The following is a 26,591-nucleotide window of genomic DNA, read 5'->3' as shown; positions in this document are numbered from 1 at the left end:
GTCTATTATAAATTCCACTTTGTTTTATATCATAAGCAGTTAGTTCTTAAGCTCTTGTATCTCAATCTGGTATATCATCATAATGCAAATCTGAAAACATAGCAAAATTCACTTAAACACCTTTATAAGCCTTCTCCCTATCATACTAATCTATAATTATATATCTTATTCCCTTTGTCATATTTCAAAATCAGGTATTGATCCATCATTAATGTAACAAACTATTTTCCATGCTTCCTGCCTTGCTCTAGTTATTCCTTCTTCAGTACAGAACCAATTATCTCGTCTTGTCTTTATATCCTCAGCTGGACAAGGAATTATTTTTATCCAATTTGGAAAATATGTTTTTGCCATTAGCATACTTCTTCTTATGTGATATGCTGTTGTAACTAAAATTATTTTTCTTAAATTACTTAATTTAAATTCTCTTTCTAGTGGTAATAATGCACAAATAATATTTTCTTTTGTTGTTAGAGAATTCTCTTCAAATAATAAATCAGTCTCTTTAACACCAAGTTCTATAGCCTTATTTTTCATAAGCTGGACTTCTGTAATTTTTCCATATTCTGTTTCTCTAATTTTTCCACCACATAATAATAGCTTATTCACCTTTTGTATTTTATATAAATTACTTGCAACTGGCACTCTATATTTGGGAGCTGTCATACTTCCTAAAACCATAGCACACTCAGCTGCTTCTCCTGAATACTCTAATCCTTCAAATAATATTTTATCAATTATATTTTCACTTAAATCTTCTTTGCTTAATTTAGAAACTTTCATCATTTCCCCCAATCTAATTATATAATTAAACTCTATCATATAAATTTATATTTAGATGTTAGTTTTTTATACCAATCAATTTCTATATACATTAATTAGTAATTTGTACATATTATATACTACTTTAATTATATAATAAATAATATAAAAAAAGAAAAACCATTAAGCTTTTAAATAATATTAAACTTTCTATAAAGCACTTCTACTTTAACTAACGCTCTTTAGTTTATTTTATAGATTGTGTTATAGGTTATTTAACTGCTTATATATTCAATATAATAGTTCATAAAATTCTAATAGTATATACAGCTATACTTCTCTTTATAGGTCAAATACTTACAAGTTCAATTATAGACTATTTATACTTCAATATTTTTTTATTGGGAAGTTAGTCAACTGTGTACTACTCTTAATAGGTATTATACTTAATGCAAAATCTAATGAAAAGTATAAAGAAAAATAGTTTAAATTACTTAATAATCCCTTATCCTAGCTATTTATATCCATATTCAAATATCTTCATTAGATTTATAAAAGAAAGGGAGATCATAATCTGATCTGGTTCCCTATAGTTACAGCTTTATTATTTAAACTGTCTACTATAGAAGTTCATATCAGATATGACCTCCATTTATTTTACAATCCTAATCTAAATCTTCACCATTAGTTTCTATAACTTTTTTATACCAATAAAAACTATCTTTTCTTATTCTTTTGTAATCACCTGTTCCATCATCATGACGATCTACATATATAAAACCATATCTTTTATACATTTCTCCAGTACTTGCACTTACTAAATCTATAGGTGCCCATGAAGTATATCCAATTAAATCTACTCCATCAGCTATGGCTTCACCCATGGCTTTTACATGATCACGCATATAGTCAATTCTATAAGTATCATGAATCTTACCATTTTCTACCTTATCAGGTGCTCCTAAACCATTCTCTACTATCATTAATGGAATTCTATATCTATCCCACAAATCATTTAATGTGTAACGTAATCCTTCTGGGTCTATTTGCCATCCCCATTCAGATGCCTTTAAATAAGGGTTTTTAACTCCTCCCATTAAATTCCCACTTACTTTTTCTACACCTTCTTGTACACTAACACAATTTGACATGTAATAACTAAAGCTATAAAAATCTACTACACCAGCTTTAAGTAATTCAATATCTCCTTCTTTAAATTCTATATTTATATTATTTTCTTCCATCCATCTAAAGATATAAGAAGGATATTCACCACGAACTACTACATCACCTGAAAACTTATTTAAAATTCTATCTTTATGTTGACATTCCAACACATCCTTTGGATTACAAGTTAATGGATATTGAGTTATATGTCCAATCATACATCCAACTTTGTTCTCAGGATCAATTTCATGTGCTGCAATTACCGTAGCAGCACTGGCTAAAAACTGATGGTGTAAAGCTTGGATTTGCTCTTGCATAGATACTTTCAAATCACCTTTTGCTATATCTTCTTTGCTATTTAAATCCTCTTTATTTATTAATCCTAATGACTTATAGGCTCCCATTTCTAAAACGCCAAAATTAATTTCATTAAAAGTTAACCAGTACTTTACTTTTCCTTTATAATATTTCATAACAGTTTTTGAATATTTTACAAAAATATCAATAGTCTCACGACTTAAAAAACCATTATATTTTTTTACAACTTCCCATGGAATATCAAAATGACTTAAAGTTACTATGGGCTCTATATTATATTTTTTGCATTCAAGAAAAATATTTTCATAAAATAGTAACCCTTCTTTATTAGGTTCTAAGTCATCACCATTCGGAAAAATTCTTGCCCAACTAATGCTCATTCTAAAGCATTTAAATCCCATTTCTCCTAATAATGCAATATCCTCAACATATTTATTATAAAAGTCTATTGCATTATGACTAGGATAATATTCATTTTCATTAATAACTGGCGTAAACATTCTAGGCTTTGATGCAGTTCCACCCTTTACAAAATCCTGAATTGTTAAACCTTTGCCTCCTTCTTTCCAACCACCTTCACATTGATTAGCAGAAATGGCTCCTCCCCATAAAAAACTTTTTGGAAATGCCATGATTTCACCTTCCTATCTTTTGATTTTCCTTCCAATATACTCACTTAATCTCTCATCTGAATAAATTAAATTTACGCTTTTATAAAAATGTTGGTAACCATTCCCCATAAAAGATCGGAATTCTTTATCATTTTTATAATTATTTATTAATTCTCTTTCAAAACATTCTATTTGATCTTCAACATATGTAATATCTATAGGTGATTTTCCGTGTGCTGGGAAAATATCTTTTATTTCTTCTTTATATTTCATAATCTTTTTTAGACTATTTAAAGCCGTTGAAAATGGCGCTTGATGATCACTTGTTGCAAAATACCAAATATTATGTCCTGTAACTTGATCTCCACTAAATAGTCTGTTATTTTCCTTATCTAAAAGCATAATATGACCATAGCTATGCCCAGGAGTGTGAATGACTTCTAACTTCTTATTTCCAAGATCAATTACATCATTATCCTGTAAAAAATGTGGAGTTACTTTATTTATAATTCTAGTCTCTATAAACTCTTCTTTATTTATTACTTTTCCTAATGATGGCATTTTATTAATTCTATATTCAACAGCTTTTGTTCTAAGTTCTGAATTATCATTCCATAGTAATTTTCCATAGTCTAACTCATGAATCCAAATCTCATCAAAATGCGAACTCCCTAACCCATGGTCTGGATCACCATGACTTAATACCAACATAATTGGTAAATCTGTGATTTCACGAATTAAAGGTTTTATATCTTCATAACCATATCCTATATCAAAAACTACTGCTTTCTCACTACCTATTATTAAATAGCAATGTACACTATCTGTTTCTGTAATTACGTATAAATCATCGGATAATTTTTTTACTTTATTTAATTCTGACATTTTGTCACCTTCTTAAATTCTTGTAATATTATATTCCTACTCATAACAACTATCATCAAATCCAATTAACCATGTTGCTGCAAAACTTACTACAATAGTTAATATTATTGCTATAATTGCAAAATAAAAATTAGTCATAGTTCCATCAGGATTTAAAAAAATTGGCATAGTGAAGAATGATGGTGCTCCAAAGCTATATACACGTACACTAACAATTGCGCAAAATACTGCATTTACAACACATGCTATCCAAGTTGCAATTAATGGCTTTTTCATACGTACAGAAATACCATATAATGTAGGTTCTACAACACCAGCTAAAAATGATGTTAAGGCACAAGAAGATGCTAATGTACGTAAGTTTGAGTTTTTAGTTTTTATCATACATGCTAATGCAACTCCAAATTGAGAAAAATTCATACCAATAAATGCTACAAAAAGCATATTGTCATATCCTACAGTGCTAAACATTGTCATAACTAATGGTATAAGTGCTAAGTGCATACCTGTTAGTACTAATAATGGTACAAGACTTCCTATAACTAATACAGATGCCCAAGGAGCAACATTATTTATTGATGTCATTAATTCACATAAAAGCTCTCCAAGGTAACTACCTATTGGACCTGTTACACATAACATAACTGGAATCATTATTATTAAAGAAAGTAATGGTCTAAATACAAATTTAATTGAACTTGGTACTATTTTATCAACTAATTTTTCTACATAACTAAAAGCAAATATTGTTAATATAATGGGAATTAAAGTAGATGTATAATTAACTGTTCTTACTGGAAGTCCAAATAAATCTACATATGATCCAACTTCAGTAAGTCCTATTAATACTGGACTAATCATTATACCCCCAAGAAAAATACTAATCATAATATCAGTACCAAATTTTTTAGCTGAAGTATAGGCTAAAAGTATAGGTAAAAAATATAGTGCTGCATTTCCAACCATATTTATAATAGTGTAAGTACTACTTTCTGGATTTAATCCAAATCTTGTTAAAATTACAAGTAAAGCTGAAATTAAACCACTACACATTATTAATGGAATAGCTGGTCCCATAATAGCAGATAAAACATTTAATAATTTTGAAAAAATGTTTTGCTTATTAGACTCTATTTTTTCACCTGAATCATTACTAGTACCTAAGTTATATTTTTTTGTTATTACATTAAATACCTTAGTTACATCATTACCTATAATTACTTGTATTCCTCCCACGCTACTAACAGCACCTAATACACCATTAATTTTTTTTATTTCTTCAAGGTCCACAATATCTAAGTTTTTAAGTTCTGTACGTAGCCTAGTTGCACAGTGATAAATTTTAGTGATATTTTCTGGGCCACCTAGCTTCTCAACTATCTTCTTTCCAAGCTCATCATAATTTTTACTCATAATTTATCTTCTCCGTTCCTCTTAATTATTACGTTTACATTTGTATTATAATATTAAAATTACCCATAAGAAACTTGGTCTTTTTCGCTATTAATAGCGAAAAAGACCAAGCTACAATATATTTACATATATGAATTTAATATTGTTTTTACCAAATCAAAAAACTTCACCATATCCTCATCGCCTCCATAATGAACAATAAGTAATCTTGAAATTTGCTTTCTCTTATATGTAAATGCATTTTTTACTATAACCTCTTTAATACTACTTTCTTTTGTTCTAGAATGTGATGTTACACATAAAATTTTACTTCCTATACTCTCTATTGAAACTTTATTGTCCTTATTTACTTTAAATCTTCTTAACACCTTATCCAATGTTATCTGTTCATCTTTTTCAACCTCATAAAGTTCACGTTTAAAATACCTATCAAACATTTCCTTTACGTTATTATCAGCTTCAACCTTTTCTATATCTTTTATTTTTTTCCTAATACTTTCTATTTCATCTGATATTATAAATTGATTAATAAGGAAAAACCTTTTACTTTTTAATGCTAGTTCTTCTTCTGTTGTTATAAATAACTTATATTTAGAAATATATTCTTTTTGTTTTTGTTTAAATATATATATCGGTATAGTTTCAATTTCAGTTATTCTTTCACCTATGAAATATTTTAAGTATTGCTGTAAATTATATATACTTGCCGCACTCTTATCACTAACAAGAAGAAGCTTAACTTTCTGTCTATTCTTCTCTATAGTTGCTGTAAGATATAAAACTAAATAATCTAATTCAGATTCTGGAATATCAAATCCTAAAATTGAGCATAGACATGTTTTTAATAAATGTTGCTCCAATGGGTATCTAAGAGAAAGCTCTTTTGTATAGTTTCCAATATTATTTCTTCCACTTAAAATCCTTTTTTTCATACGCATAATATGATTCGCCATGATATCAATTAATTCCTTATCCATATTGAGGCTATATCCAGTTTGCATATATACTTCTTTTTCAAATCTATTTAAAGAGTCTATAATCATTTTATTTTCTTGTCTTTTCTTTTTTATCAAATTCAACTCTTGAACTCTTAATTGAATATAATATAATTCTGAATTGCTAAAGACATAATTAATTTTTTCTTTTACTTCTGAGGATATTTCAATCACTAAATCCTCAATATCAACATTATCATTTTCTAGTTCTACTTCTTCAAACATTAGCTTGGATCTAAGGATGCTAATTGAAAGAAATCTTATAAAATCCTTATAAGATTCACCTGTAGCAATAATATCATATTCTATAAATAGTTTAGATATTATATCACTTAATATTTCTTCATAATGGTATATATTATTGAATTCATCTATTCCTAAAATAGTAGCGTAGTCTACTTTATTTTCCATAGCTTTCATACAAATTATTCTTTTCCTATTTTCAGAGGCTTGTATACGAATCCCCCTAGATGCTGATACTTCAATATTTACGCCTAAAGTTCTCTCTATAATCCTCCTAACTTGTGATAAGTTAGTATTAATTGTAGATTTAGATAAAAATAATTTATCTGCTATATCCCCGATTTTAATATAGTCTTTTTCAAAAAGTAGTAACATTAATATTTGCTTAGATCTCCCATAAACCCCTTGAGAATTTAACTCTTTTCTATCCTCCAAATTTTGTATATCATTAAAAATCACATCAGAACAATCTAATAAATATCCAAGTCTATTATTGGATAAAATTATAGGTTTATCTTGATACTGTTCATTAATTTTTTTAATATCTATTTGCAAGGTTTTCACACTTACCCCAATAGTTTCAGCTAATATTGAGCCTTTTACCCATTCTCCAGCTCCTTTTAAGCCTGCTATTATTTTAAACTGTCTTTCAGTAAACATAATTACACCTTCCTACAAATAGATATCTATCTAATTATAAAATAAAATTTTTATAATTTCTTTTTTTATAATTGTATCATGATTATTTAATTAATGTTACATTTACTGATAAGACCAGTTAAACTTTAAAAATAATTTTTTTATAGAAAAAAAGCTGCCCAAAAGTCAGCTTCATAATTCTAATTTCAGAAATTCCTAGCAATTTCATCCTTAATTATTCATTTTTAATTCTCAATTGAAAAAAGAGGTTTAGTACAATATGCACTAAACCTCTTTACTTATATAATACTAGTTTTGACCGAAGTATCTATCTAATAATCCCTTGAATGCTTGTCCGTGTCTAGCTTCATCTTTACACATTTCATGAACTGTGTCATGTACTGCATCTAAGTTTAATTCCTTAGCTAATTTAGCTAAATCCATCTTACCTTGGCAAGCTCCATGCTCTGCATCAACTCTAGCTTGTAAGTTAGCTTTAGTATCAGCAACTACAACTTCTCCGATAAGTTCTGCAAACTTAGCAGCGTGCTCAGCTTCTTCAAATGCTATTCTCTTATATGCTTCTGCAACTTCTGGGAATCCTTCTCTATCAGCTTGTCTTGACATTGCTAAGTACATTCCAACTTCTGTACATTCTCCAATAAAGTTAGCTTGTAATCCTTCCATAACTCTTGGATCTACATCCTTAGCAACTCCTACTCTATGTTCATCAGCCCATGCTAAATCTCCTGATTGTTCTATAAACTTATCTGCTCCAACCTTACATACTGGACATTGTGCTGGTGCCATATCCCCTTCGTGAACATATCCACATACTGTACAAACAAATTTCTTCATTATTAAACTCCTCCACTTTCACAACTATTGTTTTAAAATCTTATTTACTTATTTTTAATATTTGATATAATTCTTATTAGTGGTAATCATCTAATCAATAATTATTATCCACTGACAATTGTTATTATATAATATCATTTGTTCTTTGTAAAGAGGAAACTTAAAAATTTTTTAAATAAAAAAATCACCTGCAAAGTTAAGACCTTTTAAAGTCTCTTTACAGGTGATTTTAATATTTAAAACTTCTTTATATTATATAAGTTGTGTATATAATTTACTAACTAATAGTTTAGGTATAAACATAACTTAATAAAATGTAAAAATTTTATTACAACTTATATACTATTTAATTCCTACTGCTGTTTCCATATCTGAAATAATAGTATCTATTGCCATTATTCCACTTCCGCCGACATACCATGCTTGTGGATCAACATATACAATATGTCCATCTTGATAAGCCTTAGTTGTCTTTACTAATTCATTTTCTATAGCTTCTTTAACTGATGCTTGAGCTCCAGTTATAGCTCCTCTATCTAAAACAAGTAAGTAGTCTGGATTCTTTTCTTTTAAGTATTCAAATGAAATGTTTTGTCCATGGTTAGATGATTCAATATTAGCATCAGCTGGAGTGAATCCAAACTTGCTATAAACCATGTCATATCTTGATCCTTCACCATAAACTGATAATGAACCTTCATTAAACATTGCCATTAAAGCTGTTGTGTTATTTTCTTTTACCTTAGCATTTACTGCTTCTAATCTCTTATTGATGCTTTCTAATTCAGTTGTAACGCCTTCTTCTTTATCAAATACCTTACCTAAAACTTTAGCATTATTTTCTGCTGAAGCAAATATATCACTGTTAGCTGTACCTAAATATAATACTGGAGCAATCTTCTTTAAATCTTCATAGTATGATTCTTGTCTACCTTCAATTATAATTAAGTCTGGTGCTGCTTCATTTATTTTTTCTAAGTCAAATTCTTTTAAAGAACCTAAATCAACATATTTTTCATCTTTATATTGTTCTAAATATGATGGTAATGAACCCTTTGGAAGAGCAACTGGCTCAACCCCTAATTTAGTCATTATATCTAATGAACCATAGTCTAATACTACAACATTCTTAGGATTAACTGGAACTTCAACTTCACCCTTTTGATCAGTAACTACTACTGTCTTGCTTTCTTCTTGTGCTTGTTCACCTGAACCACCTTGAGTTCCACATCCTACGACTCCTACTGCTAATAACATAACCATACCTAAGATGGCTGCGATTCTTTTTTTCATTGTATAATACCTCCATGCTTTTAATTAATAATTAATTACTTTTTAAAACTCCTGCAGAAGTTTAAAATTATTAATTGATATTTGCTAATTATTGATGTAATTTGTTCCAACTTGCTAAAATTTATTATTTATAAAGCTTGTATAAAATTTCTCTGTTTAATTTTTTAATAAATAGCTATTTAATTAAATATATCTTTTAATTTTTATATTTTTAGAAATAAATACATATTTTTTGATTATCTACTTCTTTAATATTGAAATTCATATCATAAAGACGTTTTAAATTATTTTCAGTTATCATTTCTTCTGTTGAAGTATGATTAACTAATTTCCCATCCTTTAGAGCTACTATTGTATCTGAATAACATGATGCAAAGTTAATATCATGAATTACTATTACGATAGTTTTTCCAAAATCATTTACCATTTGTCTAAGCATTCTCATCATTTCAGCTGAATGCTTCATATCTAAGTTATTTAGTGGTTCATCTAAAAGTATGTAATCTGTATCTTGAGCTAATATCATTGCAATATATGCTCTTTGTCTTTGACCACCACTTAACTCATCTATATATTTATCTTGAATATCTGTAAGCTGCATATAACTTAAGGCATCCTCAATAAACTTTTCATCTTCTTTTTTAAGCTTTCCCTCACAATATGGGAATCTTCCAAAAGAAACTAACTCTCTTATAGTTAATCTTATATTTAAATTATTATTTTGCTTTAATATTGATAGTTTTTTAGATAACTCTTTAGAATCCCAAGCTTTTATTTCTTTTCCATCTATAAAAACTTCACCTGAATCAGCATCTAAAAGTCTCGAAATTATTGATAAAACTGTACTCTTACCAGCTCCATTAGGCCCTATAAAAGAAGTTATTTTTCCTTCTTCTATATTAAAAGAAACATTATCTACAACTTTTTTACTTCCATAACTTTTATTAATATTTTTTATTTCTATCATAGCTTACTCTCCCTTAATAATAGATTTATAAAGTATATTCCACCGATAAAATTAATTACTATACTTATAGTTGTAGTAAAGTTAAATACTCTTTCTACTAAGAACTGTCCTCCTACTAAAGCAATTATGCTAATAAGAGTTCCAACTATAAGAAGGACTGAATGTTTATAAGTTTTCGTTATTTCATAAGTTAAGTTAACAACTATAATTCCTAGGAATGTTATTGGCCCAACTAAGGCTGTTGATAATGATACTAATATTGCTACAATTACTAATATCTTTTTACTAAACTTATCATAATCTACTCCTAAGTTTACTGCTTGTTCTCTTCCCAAGGACATAACATCTAGCTTATTAAAGTCCTTGTATAGTAAAATTGCTATTATAGCTAGTATTATTACTGAAACTACTAATATCTTTGTATTAACTAAGCTAAAGGAAGCAAATAATTTTGCCTGTAGGGCATCAAATTCATTAGGATCTATAAGAACCTGCATAAAAGATGACATACTTCTAAATAATGTTCCAACTACAGTACCTACAAGTAGTAAGAAAAATATATTGTTTCTTCCACTCTTAAGAACCACCTTAAATAAAATCATAGCTAAGATTACCATTAAGGTTCCTGATACTAAAAAGTTAACTGTTTTATTAACCATAAATATTGATGTTGATCCAAATATAAATACTACAATGGTTTGTACTAACCCATATAATGAATCTAAACCAATAATACTTGGTGTTATGATTCTGTTATTAGTTATTGTTTGGAATAAAAGCGAAGCTACTGAAATAGTGCTTCCAGCTATTAGAATTCCTAATACTTTTGGAATCCTAAGAGATAAATTAAATCTATAGTTTTTTGCATTTAATCCCCATACTACAAACAATACTAAGAATGTTATTGCAAGTAAGGACATTATAATTATTTTTTTCTTATTATTTCTCATTATTTATTCCTCCTAAATATTAGATAAAGGAATATTACAGCTCCAATAACTCCAATAGTTAAATCTATAGGGATTTCATATGGTGCAATTATTAGTCTGCTAATAATATCACAAGCTAGTACAAAACTTGCACCTAGGAGAGCAACTATAGGCATATTATTCTTAAGGTTGTCCCCTTTCCATATAGAAACTATATTAGGTATTATAAGTCCCACAAAAGGAATGCTACCTACTGTTATTACAACTAAGGATGAGATTAATGCTACTATTGTAATTCCTATGTTAGTAACCCTCTTATAATTTAATCCAAGGCTTACTGACATCTCTTCTCCCATACCTGCTAATGTAAATTTATGTACATAGGAAAAAGCTATAATTACTAAGGGAATACTCAAATAAAGTATTTCATAGTTTCCTTTTAAAACAGTTGAAAAATTTCCTTGTAAAAAGGCTCCCATACTTTGATTTAAGTTGTATTTATATGCAAAGAAATCTGTTATCGATCCTATTACATTACCAAGCATAATACCAACCAGTGGTATAAATATTATATTCTTTATTTTTATCTTCTTTAGGATACCCATAAATATAAACGTTCCTACTAAAGAGAATATAAATGCTAGCATCATTTTTTGAAATATATTAGCTGATGTAAATAATATTAAAGAAAATAGAACTCCAAGTTTTGCTGAATCTACTGTTGCTGCTGTGCTAGGTGATATAAATTTGTTATTACTTATTTGCTGCATAATAACACCACTTATACTCATTCCTACCCCAGCTACCAATATACTTAAAAGTCTTGGTAATCTACTTATCATAAGGATTTCTATATCCTTAGACTCCATATTTAGAATGTTTATTTCTGATACTCCGATAAAGATTGATATCACTGATAAGATTATAGTAATAATCAATAAAGATTTTTTAGTCATATGCTCCACTCCCGCTATTTGATAATCCGTATCAACTGATTACTATTATAGTTGATAAAGATTATCAATGTCAATACATATTGAAAATAATTTCCCATTTTTACACTATGATTCCCTATTATAGATTTCTATGCAATCTTTTAATGAATAATTGTAATGCGTAATGCATAATTCAGGTTGTTTTTCAGGGTAAAACTTAAGTATTAGTTAGTGTAAAGTATTCTTTAATCCTTAAGAATTTTTTCCCATAATTATTAATTGCGAATTTTCAATTGTCAATTATTCCATTTTATAAAAATGTTTAGACTCCTTGGATTATTTAATATTGTCTCCTAATATATAATTATTGTAAAATAATTACATAAACATAAAAATAAAGGAGGCTTAATTTTGAAAAAATTATTAACTTCTATAATATTGATACTGATCTTTTCTACATTTTTTATTGGATGTAGTGACAAATCATCTATCCTTGAAAAAGATAATATTAGGGAAGCAGCTTATAATTGGATTGATGACAATATAAAATACACAATAATAGATTGGCAGACCTCAAAAATAGAAAATATAACATTTGATAAAGAACATTTAATTATTAATGAAAGAGAAACTTTAGATATTATCAACACAGAAGTTTTTAGAGTAACTTTTACTACAAAAGATGATGATTTATTAGGGCCAGTTATAGTTTATTTAGATACAGATACTTTTGAAGTGCTAGGTATGGACTTTAGAGAATAAATTAAAAATTATAATCTTCTAAAATTGAATATTAGTATATTTACAAAATATATTATAATAAACTCAGAATTATATTGTTATGTGAGTTAGTCAATAAATTAGAATTTGGAGGCTGAGTATGGACTATACAATACGAGAAATGAAAAAATCTGAATACCCATTGCTAAATGATTTTTTGTTTGAATCAATTTTTATATCAGAAGGAATTGAAGCACCACCTAAATCTATAATAAACATTCCTGAATTTCAAGTTTATGTTTCAGACTTTGGAAGTTCTAAACATGACAAAGCATTGATTGCAGAGATAGATGGAAGAGTTATAGGTGCAGTCTGGGTACGTATTATGAATGATTATGGACACGTCAATGATGAAACACCATCATTTGCTATATCTCTATATAAAGAATATCGTGGATTAGGAATAGGAATAGCTATGATGAGAGAAATGCTTTCCATCCTAAAAGCAAGCGAATACAAACAAGTCTCTCTTTCAGTACAAAAGGCCAATTATGCAGTAAAGATGTATCAAAAAGTGGGATTTGAAATTTATTCTGAAAAAGAAGAAGAATATATTATGATAAATAATCTACAACTATAAATTAAAATTGTTAATTATAAAAAGCCCAGCAAAGCTGAGCTTTTTATTCCCTGTATTTATTAACTTCCTTTTTTACTAGAACTAATAAATTATTAAGTTCATTTATTTCACCATCTTCAACAAGCTTATTTAATGAACTTTCAAATCTAACTGCCTCTGCGCTTTTGCCATAAGATCTTAAAGTCAATATATTATGCATTATATTTGAAATTATATCTGATTTAATTTCAAATAACTTTTGGGCATCTTTTATTTCATCTTTAATATCAAGCATCAGTTCATCTAGTTCAAAGGCTGCATCTGCTGCTTTTTTAAGCTTTTCTCTTACTACATCTGGTAATTGTTTTTTATACTTATAGTTTAAAGAATGCTCTATTGTAGCCCAGAAATTCATGGATAAAGTTCTTATTTGAAACTCAGCCAGTATTTCTAGTTGTTCTTCTGCCATATTAATTGGATATTTTATTACAATATGGTAGCTTCTATATCCACTTTCTTTAACTCCTCTAACATAGTCTTTTTCATAAAGGATTTGCATATCACGTCTTCCTCTTAATATTTCAACTACCTTATCTATATCATCAACAAACTGGCACATAATCCTAATGCCGGCTATATCTTCAATTTCATATTTTAACCTATCTGAAGGAATTTCAAATTTGTTAGCCTTCTCTAAAAGGCTAGATAATTCCTTAACTCTACCCGTTACAAATTCTATAGGTGAATACTCATTTCTTTTTCTATATTCCTTTCTAATACTTCTAAGCTTAACTTTTAACTCCTCTACTGCCTGCTCATAAGGCATGAAGAATTTTTTCCAATCATGATTAACCATATTCATCACCCTTTTCAAACTTCACCTTAATCATTATATCAAAAATATCAAAAAGTGTAATTATATAATTGAATTAATATATAAGTTGTATTAAAGTTTTTATATTTTATTAAATTAGTTCAGATAAAAAATATTTCAATTAAGTAAATACATACTCAACTTATATAAAAATTAAAAGATTGCAGCTTTCAATTAATGTAATTCACATCTTAAAATTATTTTCCACTCAAAATAATATAGGCACTTAAAATGTAGATTATTTATTGAAACATAGATTATAAATTCATATATCTACAAATAATGCTAGAATATGCTATAATTAGATGTAACTACATTTTTAAGGGGAATACTTATGATAAAAAGTAATATAGATAAAAATAAAAATATTAGAAACACTAAAGAGTCATTGTTAGATATCGATAATGATACTAGTAAAATTAATAATATATTTTTTAAAGCAGTTGATTGTCCAGCGTGCAAAAACTCTTTTAAAACGCCAACAATAAAAGTTAATGTTCCAAGAGTAGCCTCAAGGGACTCTGATTTTTTCATTAGATATGTTGCAGACAATCCTTATTTTTATGAAGTCTGGATTTGTCCATCTTGTGGATATTCAGCTTTAAAAAGCGATTTTCCAAAACTTAGAGATTATCAAGCTAAATTAGTTAAAGAAAAAATTACCCCTAAATGGGTTAATAGAGAATATGCTCTACCCTTTAATGAGAATACAGCAATAGAAAGGTACAAGCTAGCCCTAGTAAATTCTTTAATTATTGAAAGTAAATCTAGTACTAAAGGGATAATTTGCTTGAAAATTGCTTGGATATATAGACTTCTACTAGATGAAAGTAATGAAAAAAACTACATAAAACAAGCTTTAATAGCACTAGAGGACGCTTACATAAATGAGAAGTTACCTATCTACGGCTTAGATAGATTCTCTATTATGTACCTTATTGGTGAATTAAATAGAAGGCTCAATGAAAAAACAATAGCACTAAGATGGTTTTCAGAAGTCATTACATCTATAGGTGCTCCACAAAAAGTAAAAGAAATGGCTCGAGATAGTAAAGATAAAATTGGGAGGTACTAATATGGGTTTATTTTCTAGATCTAAAAATAATACTTTAGTTAAAGAAGAATCTAAAGTTGAAACAGTAACTGAAACGCCTACTTATGAGGTTAACACACAGGATGAAACAAATGGTATTTTAAAGGATGAGATGGCTAAATTAAGTCAAAGCAGCTCAAGTATTTCTTCTGCTGTTCAAGAAGTAAATAGTTCACTTTCCTCATTAACTAATGCTACATTATCACAAGCTGAAGAATTAGGTACTGCTCGAGATATTTTAGAAAACTTCAATAACCGTATGGAACAACTTGCATACAATGTAACTAATGTTCAAATATCAGTTTTAGATACTGATAAAGTTGCAGATGAGGGCTTAAATACTTTTACTGATTTAGATAAATCCTTAAAGTCCTTACAAGAAGCTTTCACAACAGTTAGCAATACTGTCAATTCACTAGTTTCTAAATTAGAATCTGTAAATTCTATTACAGACTCTATAAGTCAAATTGCTAGTCAAACAAATTTATTATCTTTAAATGCTGCAATTGAAGCTGCTAGAGCTGGCGAAGCTGGTAAGGGATTCTCAGTAGTTGCTGGAGAAGTTAGAAAACTAGCTGAAAACTCAAAGCAATCTGTAGAAAGTATAACTAAAATATTAGACGATATTAAATCAGATATACTTGATACTTCTAAGTCAATGCAAGCTGCAAATGATGTTATAGATAATCAACAAAAAACTCTTCAATATACTAAAGGAAGCTTTAATAATATTAAATCTTCTATAGGTGAATCTATAACAGAAATTGATAGCTGCATAGAAAATCTTACTGTAGCATCATCTGAAAAAGATAATGTTTCAGCAATTATGGAAAAGGTTTCAACATTATCACAAGAGCACTCTGCCCTATGTGAAGAAATAGCTGCAAACATGGATCTTCAAGTAGGAAGCCTTGAAGAATTAGACTCCACTATTTCAGTGTTAAACAACAACCTTTAAGTGCTCCGCACAATTAAAAATTAAAAATTAAAAATGAAGAATTAAGTAAGTAATTTCTACGAAATTACCAAATTAAAGTATGGGATCTATTATTATCAGATTTTTTCTGATAACAATAGATCCCTTTTTCAATTAACAATTATCATTCAAGAGTTAACAATTATTTTTTCTAATTTTCACCTTTATCTAAGGATAAAATAGCTAATATAAAAGATGTTACAAAAATTGATAAATCTGATGCAGATACACTTTCCATAAAATAATCAACTATTGCCATAGTAATTCCTGTTCCAAGGGTATCCATTAATATAAATAAAGTTTTCTCTATTTTTCTATCAATTTTCAAAAGTGAATTCAAAGCTTTTGATAAGGCTTTTATTATAATTTCCAGTGGAAAACCTACAACTGAAACTATTGTAAAATATAAAATAACACTCCCAACAGAATTATATCTAAATCCAAAAACTCTCATAACACCACCACATAAAATAGCAAAAACAGATATAATAGCAATAAGTACAATTGTAACTAATCCATATCCAGTAATGGCTTTAACAATTCTTTTAAAATTCTTCATATGATCTCCTTATCAAAATAAAATTTTCATTAGTTAATATTTATATTATATAACTTTTTCATAAGTACCCTAGATTATCTATACATTTTAATACAAAGATCAACTTGTACTACCGTTTTAACAATTATCAGTTAACATTTAACAATTATTATGTAACCTCAGCTTATATGGGTTTCTTCCTTCAATATCACTCTTTCTATGTCTTACTACAATATAGAAATAAGAAATAACCTCATATAATTCTCTTATAATATTTTCAAGTTATTGATATAATTATCTTAAGCTCTATATAATTGAAAGATAAACTGATTATATTAGGGTAAGCTTAAAAACAATAAATAAATCTATATAAAGGGGTCGAATTATATGAGAAAAAATGCAAAGGACTATTTGTTTAACATTGCAATATCAGTAATAACACTTTTTAGCTTTTTCATGACTATAAAAATAGATAATGATTCAAGACTACCTCAAAATATTAATACTGACTACCATATGAATTCATTACCATATATTTATATAATATTAATTTGTTTAGCTACTTTAGTTATATTAAATCTATTCAAATTTATAAAAGTAAGAAAGACAGCATAAAGATCATTAAGAATAAAAAGTATAATAAAACCTAATCTTTATATACTATACATATGTAGTATTGAGTATTAACAAAGTCCAGCAAGGTTATTGCTGGACTTTAATTCCTATTTTGAGTTCTTGAACAAAATATTAATTGCACTTAATCTATCACTATTCATTTCTTCATAAGCTCCCAGAATTTTGTATAGGTTAGACTACTTGTTATTTTTGAACTGCTAAATAAAAAATGCCGCATATTCATTTGAATAACACGGTATTTTTAATCATTAAAATTTAATTTTATCTTCGTACTATATTAAAATTTTTGCTTATAAATGTATTAGTTTAACAATGGAATTTATTTTTTTAGGTTATTTTTATAACTAAGAACCATTCCACTAATTAACATACAAAGTGATAGCGTAATACCTAATATTTTTATGGGTATTGTAAAATTAATATATATGAATGTTCCTGTTAATCCAACACCAGCACCAATAAATAAAGCATAAAGGATTTTTTTTATCATAACTCCCTCTCCTTTTTATACACATATAATGAATTATAAAATACTATTAAAAACTAATTATAACATATTTTACCAAAACAATGTTATTCAATTTTCAATGAATAAATTTTCTTAGTTAGTTCGTAATAGGTTCAAATCACTCATTATATTTGAACTTCGCATTAAAAATACCGCATATTCTTTTAAATAATACGGTATTTTTAACAATTTAATATTTAATTTTATCTTCGTAATACTTTAAAACACAGCCTTAAATTAATACAGATTAAAATGATTTAATAGAAGTCGCAATACATTTGAACATACATAAATCATCGCAAATATTTTTGCCTTTGCATAGTTTTTATTTTTTAAACCAATCAAAAAATAAACAATCATTTCAATAAATGCAACGATGATAACAATAGCAAGTGAGTATCTAAATAGATCTTGAATACTAACAGTCATTTTATTATAACCCCCTTATTCAATTATACATAAATAATACAATTACGAGTTGATTATAACATATTTTGTAAATACTGAATTATTTAATTATTAAAGACTATTTTTTATTAATTACTTCGTAATACATTCAAATAAGGCACTATTCAATTTTCAACGAATAAATTTTATTAATAATTATAAATTAATGTTGAAACTCAGCTCGCATGAGTTTCCTCCTTCAGTAAGCCAGCACACCCTCAATTTAAATATAACAAAAGAACTTTATACATTCTTATGCGGTGGGCTGACTTGGAGCTTGCGACGGAAGCCTTAGCATAAAATGTATAAAGTTCTTAGTTAATTAATTAAATAAATAGATTTACGTTGGAGGAATTTGCTTCTCCTAAGTAGTATCCCACTCCCCCATAAGTTATTCCATCTATTAATTCTTCTTTCTTTATTCCCATTACATCCATAGACATTGTACATGCAACTATTTCTATTCCATTTTCTATAGCTGCTGTCATTAAGTCTTCTAAGGATTGGATATTTTTATTCTTCATGACACCTCTTATCATTTTAGCGCCCATTCCACCCATGTTCATTCTTGATAAACCAAGCTTTTTACTTCCTCTTGGCATCATCATTCCAAAGGCTTTTTCTATGATATTTTTAGGTGTATTAACTTTTTCTGGTTTTCTTAAGATATTTAATCCCCAGAAGGTAAAGAACATTGTAACTTTTTTACCCATAGTAGCTGCACCATTTGCTATTATAAATGAAGCAATTGCTTTGTCTAAATCTCCACTAAATACTACCATAGTTTGTCCGTTATTATTTTCTACTATTGTATTTGATGTAGTAGATGCTAATGCTTTATCTGTTGTTTCTGAATTTCTATTACCTGTAGAATTTCCTTCTCCACTGCCTTTTAAAATAGTAGCTTCTATTATACCTTTGTTCTTTTCAATATCTAAAAGCTTATTATTAGTTATTTTAGTCCATGCTTCTATATCTCTGTAGAACCCTTCATCTGATGCTCTAACCTTTAATATTTCTCCATCTTCCATCATATCCATCATTTGTTTTACTTGCATTAATGGTCCTGGACAAGATAATCCTGTAGCATTTAATTCTCTAATTTTATCTAAGGCAACTTCTTTCATTGCTAAATCTTCACTCCTATTGCTAATACTATTATTTAAATCCTTAGCCTCATACTTCCAGTTAACATAACTCTTATATCCACCATTTAAATTCTTAGCCCTGTATCCATAAGCCTTTAAAATTCTAACAGCAATATATCCCCTTATACCCACTGCACAATACACTATTATTTCTTTATTCTTATCTAATTTATCTAAATTGTTTCTTAATTCATTAACTGGTATATTTATTGAGTTTTCTATACTTCCTAAAGCTACTTCTGATTCATCTCTTGTATCTAATAATATTTGCTTATCTAGATCTAGATTTTCTAAATCTTCTATGTTAATTATATCTACTAATTCCTTAGCTTCATTTTCCGCTATAAAGCCTGCCATATTAGCTGGTGATTTAGCTGATAAAAATGGAGGTGCATATGCTAAGTCTAAATCTTTTAGATCCTCCATGGTGCCTCCAAACTTAATAGTAGTAGCAATTACATCTATAAATTTATCTACACCTTCATATCCCAATACTTGAGCTCCTAGTAATTTACCATTTTCAGTATCATATAATACCTTAATGTTTAAGTTAGTTGCATCTGGATAATAACCAGCATGACTTAAAGGATGTAAATAAACCTTCTTATAATTTACATTATTTCTCTTTAAAGCTTTTTCATTATTCCCAGTTGCAGCCGCTACCATATCAAATATCTTTATTATAGCTGTTCCAAGGCTTCCCTTGTATTTAGCTTCATTTCCTGAGATATTATCTGCTATTATTCTTCCTTGCTTATTAGCTGGTCCTGCTAGAGGAATATAAGCTTCCTTTCCACTTACTATATCCTTTACTAATACTGCATCGCCTGCTGCATATACTCCTTCAACGCTTGTTTCCATTTTTTCATTTACAAGTATATGACCTCTTTCCCCAAGGCTTATTCCACTATCTCTTATAAAACTTGTATCTGGAGATACCCCTATAGCTGAAATAACTATATCAGTCTCTACTTCTCTATTATCTTCAAGTACAACCTTAACTGTAGCATCCTCATCTTTAAAAGCTACTACTTTCTTATTTAAAATTATGCTTACCTTATTATCATTTAATTCTTTTTCTATTAATATAGAAAATTCATCATCAAAGTTAGATAAAAGATGTGGAGTTGCTTCTACTATAGTTACATCTAATCCCTTATGCCTTAAGTTCTCAGCCATTTCTATACCAATAAATCCACCACCAATAACTACAGCTGACTTCATATTAGAATTAGTTGAATACTCTTTAATTCTATCAACATCTTTTACATTTCTTACAGTAAAAACTTTATTGCTATCAATGCCTGGAAGGTTTGGTTTAATAGGCCTTGCTCCAGGTGCTAAAATTAAATAATCATATTTTTCTTCATACTCTTTATCAAAAGATTTTACCTTAACCTTTTTCTCATTAGTATCTACAAAAACTACTTCACTATTAACCCTAACATCAATATTAAATCTATCTTTCATTTTTTCAGGAGTTTGTAATAATAAACTTTCTCGCGTCTTTATAACTTCTCCAATATAATAAGGCAGTCCACAGTTAGCAAAGGAAATATGCTCACCTTTTTCAAATATTACTATATCTAAATCTTCCTTTAATCTCCTAAGTCTTGCAGCAGCAGAAGCCCCACTTGCTACTCCCCCTACTATTAATGCTTTTTTACTCATTAAATTTCCTCCTAAAATATCAATTAATATTATTATATCACTATATTCAAATATTTAAATATATATTGTATAAAAAAAGCATCTTAAAATTTTATAATAATCAGTAACATTACTTATATGATATGTTTACTATCATATTAAGTAATATAAATAATAAATTTCTTGATACTTTCTTTTGTTACCCATATTCATTTAAAAAACTTTTTTACCTAATCTACTTTTATTACTTGTTAAAAATGAAATTATTCACTTATTAAGGATTTAATTATTCCTTCTACTCTTTTGTCTACTACTTCATAAACTATTTCAAGACCATTTCTTTCACCTTTAATAATTCCTATGCTTTTTAACTTTTGCAAGTGTTGTGAAATAGTTGATTGAGGCATTCCTAAACAGCTATGCATATTTGTTACATTACAGCATCCCTTTTCTAAAAGGTTTTTAACTATACAGATTCTTACTGGGTGTGCTAATACCTTTAAAAATTCTGCTACTTCTTCGTATTGTTTATAATTACTATCCACCATACCACCTCATTTACGACTTTCCCTTTTAACATCATTTTATTCTTATATTCAAATTTTAAAACATTGTTAATAATTTGTCAAGTTGCTTAGTAAATCCAATTCTTAATTTTTATTTTTCCCCTACCAAGTTCTAATATTCCTCTCCTTTCAAGAGACTTAAGACTTCTACTTACTACCTCTCTTGAAGATCCTATATCAGCTGCAATTTTTTCATGAGTTGTATAAATTATTTTACTACCATTGTTATTAGCCATTGTAGTCTTAAAATAATCTATTATTCTATTTTCTATACTATCAAAGGTAACCTTTTGAAGCCCTTCAACAACATTTTCAAACTTATTATATAAGTTCTTAAATATATACTTTAAAAAACTATTATTATTAAGTAAATATTTCTTAAATAAATCCATAGGAAGTACTGCAATTAAAGCATTTTCTTCTACTTCCGCAAAAGATACTTCATCAGTATCAGTTAGTGCACAAAGAATAGTATTAAAGCAGTTGTCCCCTTTTCCTAGTCTATAAAGGGTAATTTCTTTACCATCATCACCTAATTTATATACTCTAAGTCTTCCTTCTAATATAAAAGAAAATCCTATACAACTAACTTTATTATCAAATACATTTTGTCCTATTTCATAACTATTTAAAATTATTCTCTCAGAAAAAGTACTTAGTGCTTCTGTATCTAATTCATTTAAAAATGGGTAGCTCTCACATATATCTTTTATTTTAACCATACTTCACCTACTCAATTGAATGATTTAAATTACTTTCTAAATAAAAAAAGTAAAACTACCTTAATTGTAGCTTTACTCTTTTTAATAATCAATAGTCCCTATATATAAGTTACTGAAATAATAATATTTCTTAAATATTATTTGTATAAAATATATCTTTATAGAAGTTAAAATATAATATACAACTTATATTATACTTTAAAGTCCTAATAAGCGATCAATTTGTCTCTTATCAAATCCAACTACTATATTACCATTTATATCTAGAACAGGAACTCCCCTTTGTCCACTCTTTGCTACCATTTCCATAGCTCCTTGTCTGTCGTAAGAAACATTTACTTCTTCATATCCAACATGGTTACTTCTTAAGTAATTCTTTACCTTTGTACACCATGGACATGTGTTGCTTGTATATACTTTTATATTATTCATTTTTAAATTCCTCCGTATCATAAATTCTATTATGATATAAGTATATTCTTAAGCACCCTTTTTGACTGTAACAAAGTCACAAAATAATTAAGAATGAATTATAAAATAATTAAAAAGTACTGCACTAAATGATGTAGTCAAGAAAATCTAAATTTAAATAATAGTTGTTGATCTTTTCTAAAGTTATAGGAAATAATCTTATTTAAAAACAATTATATTTAAAATACAGCTACAACTAAAAATAAGTATACAAAGAATCCAATAGTACTAATTATATGAAGTTTTTTCGAAAGTCCCCTTTTTTTCGTTAAAAAATATCCTGTAACTCCAATAGATAGCATAACTAAAGTAAAACCAATATATTTAATAAAATCTTCAGTTCCTATCTTTTGAAATAAAGCCAAGCACATGGCTACTACAGATAAAGTACCAACAGCAATATGAGCTTTTCTATAATTGAACTTTCTTATTTTAAAAAGCTTTGGTATATAATAAACAATAAGTGCTAACATAAATAAATTTGATGATATTCTTTCCATGGTTCCTCCAATTATAGTTCCTCTTTAAGTTTTCTAATTGCTTTTTCTTCTGGTGAAATAGTCTTTATTCTAAAGATAAAATAATAGAATTTACATAGAATAAGTAAAACTATAACGCCCTTCATAATTAAACTATCTATAAGTATTAATGGAAATGCTAACATAAAGTCTGCAAAAGCTAATAAAGCAACCTTTTGTTTCAATGTCATTGCTCTTTCATTTACAAAGGATTCTAAATGGTTTTTATATAGCTTTGTATTTATAAACCAATTGTTAAATCTTTCAGATCCCTTTGCAAAACAATATGATGCAAGAAGTAAAAATGGTGTTGTTGGCAATATAGGTAATGCCACTCCTATGGCCCCTAACACTACAGCAATAAGACCTACTGTTATATAGATATATTTTTTAATAGACTTCATAATAATTCCCCTTTTTATTAATAATTTTCCACATATAGATTTGTATTGAGTTCTAATAAAAAAACTTGATACTATGAGTTAATATTTATCTAACTCCTAAAGAATTAAAACAAATTACTTAAAATGTATTGACTTAAAAATTAATGAGCAGATAAATAAGAATATTGATTAGAAATTTAAAAATAAAAATTTATTCTAACATCCAATATCTAAACTAAGTCTCAATATCGAATTAAAGTTATTTAAAATAAATTCACTGAAAATCTAATCCTCTAAAACTCATCATGAGTTTTTTCCTTAATTATTAACTGTTAATTGCTAATTGTTAATTGTCTAATACGTCATATGTCTAAATAATTCTATTGGATTGTATATAAGAAGCCTTGGACCTGAAAATCTCATAACTTCCTTAACCTTCTCCTTCATATCCTTCTTATAGCAATGTATTGGACACTTTGCACAGGTGCTTTTTTCTTCACCAAATTTGCAGTAGCTAAGTCTTTTATGAGCGTATTCTAATAACTCCTGACATTCCTCACATAATTCTTTATTCTTATGCTTTTTCTTACAATAAATATTTATCATAAGCTCAATAGTTCTTTTTTCTCTCTCAATTTTAGTCATATATCCCACTCCTATATTTATCCGATCGCTACCATTGCTAACACTCCCCCTTCTACAAGTGGGAGCTAAGCACTGCTACGCGCCTGTATTAGTTCTTCTAACCTTCAGCTGGAGAATAGGGTATTCCTGTTAAGAAAACTCCACCTGAAGATAAGAATCACTTTATATTAGTAAAATCTTAATGTCCATTTTAAATATATCTTTATAGATACTGATAATCATTATCATTGAATCTTTTTAAATAAGGGGCTGTCGTAAAAACAGCCCAAGTTAAGAATTAAAAATGAAGAATTACTAAAATTAATTTCTTTTCAAAACTCCAGAAGGAGTTTTTTCATTAATTATTCATTATTCATTCTTAATTTTTCATTTTGCGACAGCACCTTATTTCTTATGCTAGTTCAATTTTCTTATTTTCTAATTTATAAACCTTATCGCATATAGCAGTTGTAGACTTTCTATGTGAAATAAGAATTATAGTTTTATCTTCACAGTTTTCCTTAATAGACTTAAGTATTTCACCTTCATTTAGAGCATCTAAATTACTTGTTGGTTCGTCTAATATAAGTACTTCACTATCTTTTAAGAAAGCTCTAGCCAGGCCAATTCTTTGTTTTTCTCCTGAAGATAGATTTGATCCAAGTTCCCCAACTTTAGTATCATATCCTTTAGGTAATGTTAATATAAAGTCATGAATTGATGCTTTCTTACATGCTTCTATAATTTCTTCTTCAGTAGCATTTTTATTTCCTATCTTAATGTTCTCTTTAATAGATTCATTAAATAAAAATGTTTCTTGGCTTACTAATCTTTGAGTATTTCTTAAAGATTTTGTATTAACTTCTTTTATGTTTATATTGTCTATTTTTATATCCCCTGAATTTACATCAAAGAATCTCATTATAAGCTTAATAAATGTACTCTTACCTATCCCACTTTCACCTATTAATGCAACTTTATCTCCTTTTTTAATATTGATATTAGTTCCATCTAATATAGTTTCTTTTCTGTTTGGATAAGAGAATGTTACGTTATTGTATCTTATATCTTCACAGTTTACATCTGCTTTTCCTTCTACTTCTTCAACTAATGGATTTTCATCTAAAATCTCAAATATTCTCTCTGCACAAGCAAAGGTTTGAAGTAATGTATTTGAAAGATTACTTAATGCAACTACTGGTCCAAAAGAGGATGCAATTACTACTATAGCTACTATTGCAGCTGTAAATGTAATATCTCCTGCTAAGAACTTGTGAACTCCTAGAACTACAAAAGTTAATATTGCTATCATAATTGTAAGATCTGTTAAAGCTCTTATTATTCCTTCATGTTCCTTTATCTTATCTAAGCTCTTATTTAACTTAGCTGAATTTTCTTTTATTTTTTCTAATCTTTCTTCACCATTTTTAAATAGTAATACTTCTTTTAATCCTCTTAAAGAATCTAAAACATAGTTGTTACTTTCTCCAAATGAATTTCTGTAATTTACTCCTGCTTCTTTAGCAAAACTAGAAGATGCATAAGGAATTACAAAACCAATTATTAAATAAAATATAGCTGCAATTACTCCAAAGATAGGACTAATTGTAAATAATATTATAGCTATTATAGAGTTTGTTATAATTGCTATTGAAATTGGTGCTATTGTATGAGCATAAAATACTTCTAACAGCTCTATATCAGAAGTTATTAATGCTATTAAGTTTCCTTTTTCCTTACCTTCAAGCTTAGCTGGTGCAAGCTTTCTTAATACTGTAAAAATCTTATCTCTTAAAATATATAAAATCTTAAAAGCTATATAGTGACCTGATAATTGCTCACCATATCTTAAGAACCCTCTAAGAATTGCTGAAACTACCATAACTATTAATGCACCCTTAAAGGATATAAAAGTTATATCTCCTATATGAGCGCCTAGTGCTACTGCTCCAAAGGCAGCTATAGATGTAGCTGCTAGAAATCCTAAAACTCCTAGAGATATTGTTATTAACATTATTGGTGCTAGAGGTTTTAGTTCAACTATTAACCTCTTCATTATTTGGAAGCCTGATCTTCTTTTCAT

General features: G+C 27.8%; 26 protein-coding genes. 5 read left to right on the top strand and 21 right to left on the bottom strand.

The features are described 5' to 3' along the window. Window positions 1-177: 177 nt before the first annotated feature. The 10 genes from E5347_RS12475 to E5347_RS12425 form a co-directional block, all read right to left on the bottom strand. Window positions 178-783 carry a YdcF family protein gene (locus E5347_RS12475; RefSeq protein ID WP_168354966.1) on the bottom strand — a complete coding sequence of 202 codons (606 nt, stop codon included), beginning with the start codon at window positions 781-783 and terminating at the stop codon, window positions 178-180. 644 nt (window positions 784-1,427) lie between these two features. Next, window positions 1,428-2,879 (bottom strand): glycoside hydrolase family 1 protein, encoded by a 1,452-nt coding sequence (locus E5347_RS12465; protein ID WP_136007557.1) that lies wholly within the window; start codon window positions 2,877-2,879, stop codon window positions 1,428-1,430. 12 nt (window positions 2,880-2,891) lie between these two features. Next, window positions 2,892-3,743, bottom strand: a complete 852-nt coding sequence (locus tag E5347_RS12460) for an MBL fold metallo-hydrolase (protein ID WP_136007556.1) — start codon at window positions 3,741-3,743, stop codon at window positions 2,892-2,894. A gap of 36 nt (window positions 3,744-3,779) precedes the next feature. After that, window positions 3,780-5,156 (bottom strand): PTS transporter subunit EIIC, encoded by a 1,377-nt coding sequence (locus E5347_RS12455; protein ID WP_136007555.1) that lies wholly within the window; start codon window positions 5,154-5,156, stop codon window positions 3,780-3,782. 122 nt (window positions 5,157-5,278) lie between these two features. Continuing rightward, window positions 5,279-7,054: a BglG family transcription antiterminator gene (locus E5347_RS12450; RefSeq protein ID WP_136007554.1), complete on the bottom strand. Its 1,776-nt coding sequence runs from the start codon at window positions 7,052-7,054 to the stop codon at window positions 5,279-5,281. 288 nt (window positions 7,055-7,342) lie between these two features. Beyond that, window positions 7,343-7,891, bottom strand: a complete 549-nt coding sequence (locus E5347_RS12445; protein ID WP_136007553.1) for an NADH peroxidase — start codon at window positions 7,889-7,891, stop codon at window positions 7,343-7,345. 342 nt (window positions 7,892-8,233) lie between these two features. Continuing rightward, window positions 8,234-9,184: a siderophore ABC transporter substrate-binding protein gene (locus tag E5347_RS12440; RefSeq protein WP_136007552.1), complete on the bottom strand. Its 951-nt coding sequence runs from the start codon at window positions 9,182-9,184 to the stop codon at window positions 8,234-8,236. Between the two features lie 211 nt (window positions 9,185-9,395). Next, window positions 9,396-10,151, bottom strand: coding sequence for an ABC transporter ATP-binding protein (locus tag E5347_RS12435; RefSeq protein WP_136007551.1), 756 nt, complete (start codon window positions 10,149-10,151; stop codon window positions 9,396-9,398). Next, a complete protein-coding gene (locus E5347_RS12430) occupies window positions 10,148-11,101 on the bottom strand; it encodes an iron chelate uptake ABC transporter family permease subunit (protein WP_136007550.1) in 954 nt (317 codons plus the stop codon). The genes E5347_RS12435 and E5347_RS12430 overlap by 4 nt, the downstream gene beginning before the upstream one ends. Beyond that, complete coding sequence (locus E5347_RS12425; RefSeq protein ID WP_136007549.1) at window positions 11,101-12,036, bottom strand: ABC transporter permease; 936 nt, start codon at window positions 12,034-12,036, stop codon at window positions 11,101-11,103. Before E5347_RS12425 ends, E5347_RS12430 begins: the two co-directional genes overlap by 1 nt. 390 nt (window positions 12,037-12,426) lie before the next feature. Here E5347_RS12425 and E5347_RS12420 point away from each other — a divergent pair, with 390 nt between their 5' ends. Then, window positions 12,427-12,777 carry a hypothetical protein gene (locus E5347_RS12420; protein WP_136007548.1) on the top strand — a complete coding sequence of 117 codons (351 nt, stop codon included), beginning with the start codon at window positions 12,427-12,429 and terminating at the stop codon, window positions 12,775-12,777. 118 nt (window positions 12,778-12,895) lie between these two features. Beyond that, window positions 12,896-13,375 (top strand): GNAT family N-acetyltransferase, encoded by a 480-nt coding sequence (locus E5347_RS12415; RefSeq protein WP_136007547.1) that lies wholly within the window; start codon window positions 12,896-12,898, stop codon window positions 13,373-13,375. 43 nt (window positions 13,376-13,418) lie between these two features. On the opposite strand, the gene E5347_RS12410 is transcribed toward E5347_RS12415, so the two are convergent. Then, complete coding sequence (locus E5347_RS12410; protein ID WP_136007546.1) at window positions 13,419-14,210, bottom strand: GTP pyrophosphokinase; 792 nt, start codon at window positions 14,208-14,210, stop codon at window positions 13,419-13,421. A 352-nt stretch (window positions 14,211-14,562) separates the two neighbouring features. Here E5347_RS12410 and E5347_RS12405 point away from each other — a divergent pair, with 352 nt between their 5' ends. Both E5347_RS12405 and E5347_RS12400 read left to right on the top strand, forming a co-directional pair. After that, the gene (locus E5347_RS12405) at window positions 14,563-15,303 is read left to right on the top strand and encodes a DUF2225 domain-containing protein (RefSeq protein WP_136007545.1); all 741 of its coding nucleotides are present in this window, start codon (window positions 14,563-14,565) and stop codon (window positions 15,301-15,303) included. 1 nt (window position 15,304) lies between these two features. Next, window positions 15,305-16,279, top strand: a complete 975-nt coding sequence (locus tag E5347_RS12400; RefSeq protein ID WP_136007544.1) for a methyl-accepting chemotaxis protein — start codon at window positions 15,305-15,307, stop codon at window positions 16,277-16,279. 169 nt (window positions 16,280-16,448) lie between these two features. Here the strand turns inward: E5347_RS12400 and E5347_RS12395 are convergent, their stop codons facing one another. Further along, window positions 16,449-16,856 (bottom strand): regulatory YrvL family protein, encoded by a 408-nt coding sequence (locus E5347_RS12395; protein ID WP_136007543.1) that lies wholly within the window; start codon window positions 16,854-16,856, stop codon window positions 16,449-16,451. Between the two features lie 366 nt (window positions 16,857-17,222). Here E5347_RS12395 and E5347_RS12390 point away from each other — a divergent pair, with 366 nt between their 5' ends. Further along, entirely contained in the window at window positions 17,223-17,450 is a 228-nt protein-coding gene (locus tag E5347_RS12390; RefSeq protein WP_136007542.1) for a hypothetical protein, read from the top strand. Window positions 17,451-17,790: 340 nt separating this feature from the next. Here E5347_RS12390 and E5347_RS16925 read toward each other — a convergent pair whose 3' ends face one another. The 9 genes from E5347_RS16925 to cydC form a co-directional block, all read right to left on the bottom strand. Next, window positions 17,791-17,961: a hypothetical protein gene (locus E5347_RS16925; protein WP_168354965.1), complete on the bottom strand. Its 171-nt coding sequence runs from the start codon at window positions 17,959-17,961 to the stop codon at window positions 17,791-17,793. 791 nt (window positions 17,962-18,752) lie between these two features. Continuing rightward, on the bottom strand, window positions 18,753-21,245 hold the full coding sequence (locus E5347_RS12385; protein ID WP_136007541.1) for an FAD-dependent oxidoreductase: 2,493 nt from the start codon (window positions 21,243-21,245) through the stop codon (window positions 18,753-18,755). A 242-nt stretch (window positions 21,246-21,487) separates the two neighbouring features. Beyond that, the gene (locus E5347_RS12380) at window positions 21,488-21,769 is read right to left on the bottom strand and encodes an ArsR/SmtB family transcription factor (protein ID WP_136007599.1); all 282 of its coding nucleotides are present in this window, start codon (window positions 21,767-21,769) and stop codon (window positions 21,488-21,490) included. Window positions 21,770-21,858: 89 nt separating this feature from the next. Further along, window positions 21,859-22,512, bottom strand: a complete 654-nt coding sequence (locus tag E5347_RS12375) for a Crp/Fnr family transcriptional regulator (RefSeq protein WP_136007540.1) — start codon at window positions 22,510-22,512, stop codon at window positions 21,859-21,861. A gap of 198 nt (window positions 22,513-22,710) precedes the next feature. Further along, on the bottom strand, window positions 22,711-22,944 hold the full coding sequence (locus tag E5347_RS12370; protein WP_136007539.1) for a glutaredoxin domain-containing protein: 234 nt from the start codon (window positions 22,942-22,944) through the stop codon (window positions 22,711-22,713). A gap of 218 nt (window positions 22,945-23,162) precedes the next feature. Then, on the bottom strand, window positions 23,163-23,483 hold the full coding sequence (locus E5347_RS12365) for a hypothetical protein (RefSeq protein WP_136007538.1): 321 nt from the start codon (window positions 23,481-23,483) through the stop codon (window positions 23,163-23,165). A gap of 11 nt (window positions 23,484-23,494) precedes the next feature. Continuing rightward, on the bottom strand, window positions 23,495-23,905 hold the full coding sequence (locus E5347_RS12360; RefSeq protein ID WP_136007537.1) for a YbaN family protein: 411 nt from the start codon (window positions 23,903-23,905) through the stop codon (window positions 23,495-23,497). 333 nt (window positions 23,906-24,238) lie between these two features. After that, window positions 24,239-24,529, bottom strand: a complete 291-nt coding sequence (locus E5347_RS12355; RefSeq protein WP_136007536.1) for a nitrous oxide-stimulated promoter family protein — start codon at window positions 24,527-24,529, stop codon at window positions 24,239-24,241. A 391-nt stretch (window positions 24,530-24,920) separates the two neighbouring features. Continuing rightward, on the bottom strand, window positions 24,921-26,591 hold the full coding sequence (gene cydC / locus E5347_RS12350) for a thiol reductant ABC exporter subunit CydC (protein ID WP_136007535.1): 1,671 nt from the start codon (window positions 26,589-26,591) through the stop codon (window positions 24,921-24,923).

This window comes from Clostridium sartagoforme, assembly GCF_004794105.1.
Classification (GTDB): Bacteria; Bacillota; Clostridia; order Clostridiales; family Clostridiaceae; genus Clostridium; species Clostridium sartagoforme_B.
Note: the sequence above shows the minus strand (reverse complement) of the source record. Positions and strands in the feature narration are given on the sequence as shown.